Source organism: Mycobacterium sp., from assembly GCF_036488105.1.
Lineage (GTDB): Bacteria > Actinomycetota > Actinomycetes > Mycobacteriales > Mycobacteriaceae > Mycobacterium.
On sequence record NZ_DASXHW010000061.1, the window covers coordinates 1 to 5464 of the forward strand.

The following is a 5464-nucleotide window of genomic DNA, read 5'->3' on the forward strand; positions in this document are numbered from 1 at the left end:
ATCGGGCGTCAGCCCGGCATCGGCCAGGGCGCGGCGGCTGGCCTGGGCGATCAGCTCGTAGGGTCCCTTGTCATCGACCCGCCCCACGTCGGACAGGGCGACGCCGGCAATGGCGACCGTGCCGCTCACTGGGCGCGGTCCTGGGCCAGCAGCTCGGCCAGCACGTCGGTCGGCTCTCCGAACAGGTGGCGAAACACGTGCGCGCGCTTCAGATAAAGGTGCATGTCATTCTCGAACGTGTAGCCCATTCCGCCGAATACCTGGATGCCTGCGGCGGCATTGTCGACCGCCGCCGAGCCGGCCACTGTGACGGCCGACAGCACCTGCAGCAGTGCGTCGGCGCGCCCATCCGCCACCGCGATGGCAGCGAAGAATGCCTGTGCCTGTGCGGCCTCGGCAGCGATCTCCATGTTGACGCAGGCGTGCTTGATCGCTTGGTGCACGCCGATCGGTTTGCCGAACTGCTCGCGAGTCTTGGCGTGTTCGGTCGCGGATGTTGCCGCGGCCGCCGCCAAGCCGGTGAGATAGCTGGCCGTGAGCACCATGGCGCGGCCCCAGATCCATTCGTCCTCGACGGGCAACCAGTGCAAGGGTTCGGCGGATTCGACTGTGGCCGTGGATATCCGGGTACCCGGGTCTGCGGCGATCACCGGTGCCAGCGGACCGAAGGAATCAATGTCGACCAGAGCGGCGCCACTACGGGCCACCAGCAGGGCGTGCGAGGCACCCGCCGGGTCGAATAGATCGAAAGTGCCTTTAACAGGCCGCACGTCGCCGTCACCACGCAGTACCGCGAGGGCCACCGACGCAGCCCCCGACCCGATCCGATGCGCCAGCGTGTCGTCGCCGCAACGGGTCGCCACCCGGGCACCTAAAGTGCATGCCAGGAACGGCCCGGGCGCGAGGCGCTTGCCGAGTTCGACGAACAGCAGCGCCTCGTCGTCCAAGGGACGGCCTGACCCGCCGGACTTCTCGTCGAGTCCCAGCGTGAGCAGGCCCAACTCGGCGCATTCTCTCCACAGCGAACCGGGAATCGGCGCTTCGGCATGGCGATTGGCGCGGATTCGTTCGACGGGCATCCGTTCAGCGAGGAAATCTTCTGCTGCCGTGACGATTTCGAGTTGCTCAGCTCCGGGTAGCAGATCCACCGTGTGGTCCTCTCATCGCGGCAGCCCCAGCACGCGTTCACCCACGATGTTGCGCTGAATCTCCGACGTTCCGCCGCCGATGGCTTGGGAGAAGCTGTAGTAGTAGTAACCGACCCAACCGTCGACGTCCCAGCGCGACGAATGCCGTAACGAGGCCGGACCGACAACATCCATCGCCAATTTGCCAATCTCCTTGGCCAATTCGGCGTACATCAGCTTGACGATCGAACCCCGCGGGCCGGGCGTCTCGGTCTTCATCGCCTCACAGATATTGGTGTAGGTGAGCGCCCGCAGCGAAGCCACCGAGGCACGGGCCCGGGCCAGTCGCCGCGCGATGTCGTCGTCGGCGATAGCGGGCCTGCGGCCGTCCGGTCCGACGTGGTCGCGGGCATAGTCGATGAGATCCTCGATGATCTTCGCCAGCCGCACCTGGTTGGCGGTGAACGCGGTGCCACGCTCGAAAGACAGCGTCGCCATCGCGACCGACCAGCCTTCGCCGACCTTGCCGACCACATTGCTCAGCGGAATTCGCACGTCGTCGTAGAACACTTCGCAGAATTCCGAGCCGCCCTCGATGGTCTCGATCGGGCGGACGTCGATGCCGGGCGTGCTCATGTCGCATATCACCCAGGTGATGCCCTTGTGCTTGCTGCCGGTGTTGTCCGTGCGTACCAGCAGTTCCTGGTAGTCGGCGACGGTGGCGAAGCTGGTCCACAATTTCTGTCCCGACACCACCAGGTGTTCGCCGTCGATCACCGCCTTGGTGCGCAGTCCCGCCAGGTCCGATCCGGCGTCGGGCTCGGAAAAGCCCTGACACCAGATCACCTCACCGCCAAGAATTTTCGGTAGGTGAAACGACTTCTGTTCGTCGGTGGCTCTGGTGATCAGGGTCGGCCCGGCGTGCGAGTTCCCGACGAAGCACGCATCGATGCCGGGGAACCCCCGGGCCGCGTACTCCTCGTACCAAATCAACTGCTGAAGCAGCGTCAGCCCCTTGCCGCCGTATTCGGTGGGCCAGGCGATGCCGGCCCAGCCGCCTTCGGCCTGAGTGCGCTGCCAGGCGAGGTCGTATTCGCGGATGCCCGCATCGTCGCGCGGGCGCGGTTCGGTCGGCTTGTTCTCGTCGAGCCACGTGCGGACCTGGGCGCGGAACTCCAGCTGGTCAGGCGTGAAGTCGAGGTCCATGTTCCGGAATTCTAGGTGACACGATAGTCAGAAACAATGCGGCAGTCATCGGCTGCGGTACCTCCTGGCCAGTTCTTCGGTACCGCGGGCCAGCAGCGCCACGTCCGCTCCTACGAGCACAAAGCTCGCGCCGGCTGTCGTGTAGCGGCGCACCAGTGGTTCGCTGAACGCATTCACCCCAGCGCCCTTGCCGTGTCCCACGATGGTCGCCAACGCTGTTTCGATAGTGCTCACGACATCTGGATGCTCGGGCTGCCCGAGTTTGCCCATCGAGGCTGCCAGGTCGGCCGGACCGATGAAGATGGCGTCCACCCCGTCGACGTCGGCGATCTCGCCGAGCAGACCCAGACCGACCACACTCTCCACCTGAACGGTCAACGACACCGTTGCGTCAGCGGTGACGAGATAGTCAGAAATGCGGTTCCAACGGGACGCTCGGGCCAACGCGCTGCCGACCCCGCGGATACCCTCCGGCGGATACCGTGTGGCCGCAACCGCCGCGGCCGCGTCGTCGGGCCCATCGATCATCGGAACGATGATGTTCTGCGCGCCTATGTCGAGCAGTTGTTTAATGAACACCGGGTCGGCCGACGGCGGACGGACCAGCACGTCGACGTCCGGATAGCCGGCGAGAACCTGCAGTTGCTCAAGCGTGGTGCGCAGATCGTTGGGCGCGTGCTCCTGATCCAACAACAGCCAGTCGATTCCGGACCCCGCGCAGATCTCGGTGACGTAGCCGCTGCCCGAGGCCACCCACATGCCGATCCGCGGGTCGCCCTCGCCGATGCGCTGCGTCCACCGGTTCGTCACGACGCCTCCCGATCGAACGTCACCGACACCGTGCCCAGCGGTCCGTAGTCCGCGACAAAGCTGTCCCCCGGTTCGGCGAACACCGGCTTGGTGAACGAGCCGGACAGGATCACCTCACCTCGTTTCAGCGAAACCCCGTGCGGAGCAAGCCGATCGGCCAGCCAGGCCACACCGTTGCCGGGATGGTTGAGCACTGCGGCGGCCACCCCGGACTCCTCGATCGTGCCGTTGCGCATTAGCAGCGCCGCCACCCAGCGCAGGTCGACGTCCAATGGGCGAAACACCCGTCCGCCCATGACCAGACCGGCATCCGCGGCATTGTCGGCGATGGTGTCGACGATGGTCCGCAGATGCCCGGTCTCGGGGTCCGACATCTGCACCCTGGCGTCAAGGATCTCGAGCGCAGGAGTTACGAACTCGGTGGCCCGCAACACGTCGAACAACGTGACGCCAGGGCCGGACAGTTCCTCGCCCAGTACAAACGCCAACTCGACCTCGACGCGTGGGCGGATATAGCGGCCCAGCGGGATGCGGCCGCCGTCCTCGACGAACATGTCGTCGAACAGCGCGCCGTAATCCGGTTCGTCGATCGACACCGCCCGCTGCATCACCTTCGAAGTGAGGCCGATCTTGCGCCCCTTGACTTCTCGCCCGTCGGCGACCTTGAGCGCGACGAGTGCCCGCTGCACCGCGTAGGCGTCATCGATGGTCATGTCGGGATACTCGAGTGACAACTGCCGGATCGGCGTGCGGGTCTGCTCGGCCTCGTAGAGCCGCCGGGCTATCTCGGGGAGCTGGTCCTCGGCGGGTCTGCTCATCTCTTGAGGAACTCGATCGCTGCGGCGTTGAAGGCCTCTGGATCCTCGAAATGCGGCCAGTGCCGCACCGAGGGCATCTCGAACACCTCCGAGTTCGGGATCAGGTCGGCGATGGTGCGGGCGGTGTCCTGGTACACACCGTGGTCCTTGCCCGAGGCCACGATCATCACCGGCGCCCCGATGCCGCGCCACTTGTCGTCGGGAATCAGGTTGCGGTGGCGCACCTTCTCGTCCTGCAGGATCAGCAGCCGATCGATGGTGTTACGGGTGTCGTCGCGCCGATAGACAGCCTGGCGTAGACCGATCAGATCGGGCAGGCGATTGGCCTCGTCGGCGATCAGGTGGGCGAACACGGCGTGCAGCGATTCCCACGTCGGCTCGTTGACCGCCTTGGTTCGTTCCGCCCGAATGCGCGCCATGTTCGACGCCGACGCCTCCCGTCCGGCCGGCGACATCAGGATCACCTTGTCGACCCGGTCGGCGTGGCCGACGGACACCGCGGACGCCACGAACGCGCCTAGCGACATCGCGATGAAGTTGGCCGACGCCATGCCGAAGTGATCCATCACCCCCAGCACGTGTTCGACGTAGACCGCGATCTCGTAGTCGTAATCCGGCTTGTCAGAGAATCCGTTGCCGACCATGTCGATCGCCACACAGTGGAAATGCTGCGACAGGGCGGCGAGGTTGGGCGCGAACGTCTCCCAGTGCCCGCCGGTGCCGTGCAGCATGATGGCGTGCGGCTTGTCCGGCCCCCCAGCCTCGGCATAACGGGTACGGACGGGCACTCCATTGACTCCGACGTCGACGAACCCCTGCCGGAACTCGAGCTCCTTCAGATACATCCAGATGCTGCGGTAGTTCTCCGTGTCGACTCGGCTCACGTCGACCGCCGCGGCCGGTGCTGGTACGTGGCTCATCTCACCTTCCCGCATCTTCATATCTGACATAGATGTCATCTAGTGGCGACAGCGCGTAGCGCTCTCCTCATCGTCGCACAAGCTCCATGTTCGCATGTAGAGAACCGCTCAGACCGCTCGAACCCTGCGGTACACCGCTGGCTGTCATTCCATTACCCTCCATTGATTCTGACACTCGTATGCGGTAATACTGGGCAGGTGAACACTCCGGCCGGACGCCGTGTCCTCGCCGAGCTGGTCAACGAGTTCGCGGCCGTGCGGTTGTCGTTGGACGTCAACGGCAACGGCCCCCGCCTGCTCGTCGAGGACCTCGAAGGCGGCGAGCAGGTCTTCTTGTGTCCATTGGAATTGGCCAGCTTCACCTTGGCCACACCCGAGGATCGCGAGGAGTGGGTCAGGGTGGGCAACTACCGCGGCGAGCGCCGGCCGACGGAGCGGCCGTGAGCGCCGACGATGCCGACCTGGTCGGCCTCGGCATGACCGCGATGTCGCTGCGTCCGGGCGCGACGCCACTCGAGCTGGCCGTCCAGGCGAGCGACGCCGCGCTGGAAGACGCCGGACTCGGACGGGCCGACGTCGACGG

6 protein-coding genes and 1 pseudogene are annotated in these 5464 nt (G+C 65.6%); 1 reads left to right on the top strand and 6 read right to left on the bottom strand.

The features are described from left to right. The 6 genes and pseudogenes from VGH54_RS03175 to VGH54_RS03200 all read right to left on the bottom strand — a co-directional run. Positions 1-129, bottom strand: a pseudogene (locus VGH54_RS03175) (acetyl-CoA acetyltransferase); the annotation flags it as partial. After that, positions 126-1148, bottom strand: a complete 1023-nt coding sequence (locus tag VGH54_RS03180) for an acyl-CoA dehydrogenase family protein (protein ID WP_331510482.1) — start codon at positions 1146-1148, stop codon at positions 126-128. The pseudogene VGH54_RS03175 and the gene VGH54_RS03180, both read right to left, overlap by 4 nt. Before the next feature lie 12 nt (positions 1149-1160). Then, on the bottom strand, positions 1161-2333 hold the full coding sequence (locus VGH54_RS03185) for an acyl-CoA dehydrogenase family protein (RefSeq protein ID WP_331510483.1): 1173 nt from the start codon (positions 2331-2333) through the stop codon (positions 1161-1163). Between the two features lie 45 nt (positions 2334-2378). After that, positions 2379-3143, bottom strand: coding sequence for an aldolase/citrate lyase family protein (locus tag VGH54_RS03190; protein ID WP_331510484.1), 765 nt, complete (start codon positions 3141-3143; stop codon positions 2379-2381). Further along, a complete protein-coding gene (gene hpaH / locus VGH54_RS03195) occupies positions 3140-3961 on the bottom strand; it encodes a 2-oxo-hept-4-ene-1,7-dioate hydratase (RefSeq protein ID WP_331510485.1) in 822 nt (273 codons plus the stop codon). The genes VGH54_RS03190 and hpaH overlap by 4 nt, the downstream gene beginning before the upstream one ends. Next, positions 3958-4881, bottom strand: a complete 924-nt coding sequence (locus VGH54_RS03200) for an alpha/beta hydrolase (RefSeq protein WP_331510487.1) — start codon at positions 4879-4881, stop codon at positions 3958-3960. Before VGH54_RS03200 ends, hpaH begins: the two co-directional genes overlap by 4 nt. A 198-nt stretch (positions 4882-5079) precedes the next feature. Here VGH54_RS03200 and VGH54_RS03205 point away from each other — a divergent pair, with 198 nt between their 5' ends. Next, positions 5080-5325, top strand: coding sequence for a hypothetical protein (locus VGH54_RS03205; RefSeq protein ID WP_331510488.1), 246 nt, complete (start codon positions 5080-5082; stop codon positions 5323-5325). Positions 5326-5464: the final 139 nt, after the last annotated feature.

Bases quoted from the DNA above. Each gene is read 5' to 3' on its own strand.
- VGH54_RS03185 (WP_331510483.1), bottom strand. From the start codon at position 2,333: ATGGACCTCGACTTCACGCCTGACCAGCTGGAGTTCCGCGCCCAGGTC.
- VGH54_RS03200 (WP_331510487.1), bottom strand. From the start codon at position 4,881: ATGAGCCACGTACCAGCACCGGCCGCGGCGGTCGACGTGAGCCGAGTC.
- hpaH (WP_331510485.1), bottom strand. From the start codon at position 3,961: ATGAGCAGACCCGCCGAGGACCAGCTCCCCGAGATAGCCCGGCGGCTC.